We start from the raw sequence: 249 nt of genomic DNA, 5'->3' as shown, positions 1-249 counted from the left end.
GGCAGGAGCGCGCCTATATAGGGCGACTTCGGGGGTGGCAAGGGGCCAATCTCAATTTTGTTCGGGCTATAGGCTCCCAAGCCGCAAGAACGGCCGCCAGAGTACCGAAAACTCTCAAAAACCTCAGCAAAAACAAAAATTTCCACAGGCTGCATTTCCACGATGCGTCCCTGCGACGGGGAATTTCCCTGAGCGAATCTTGTGATGCGAGACGTCAATTCAGGCGAATCGGACCGATTTCCGCCCTTA

The organism is Novosphingobium sp. (genome assembly GCF_032093395.1).
GTDB lineage: Bacteria > Pseudomonadota > Alphaproteobacteria > Sphingomonadales > Sphingomonadaceae > Novosphingobium.
This window is presented reverse-complemented; position numbering follows the sequence as displayed.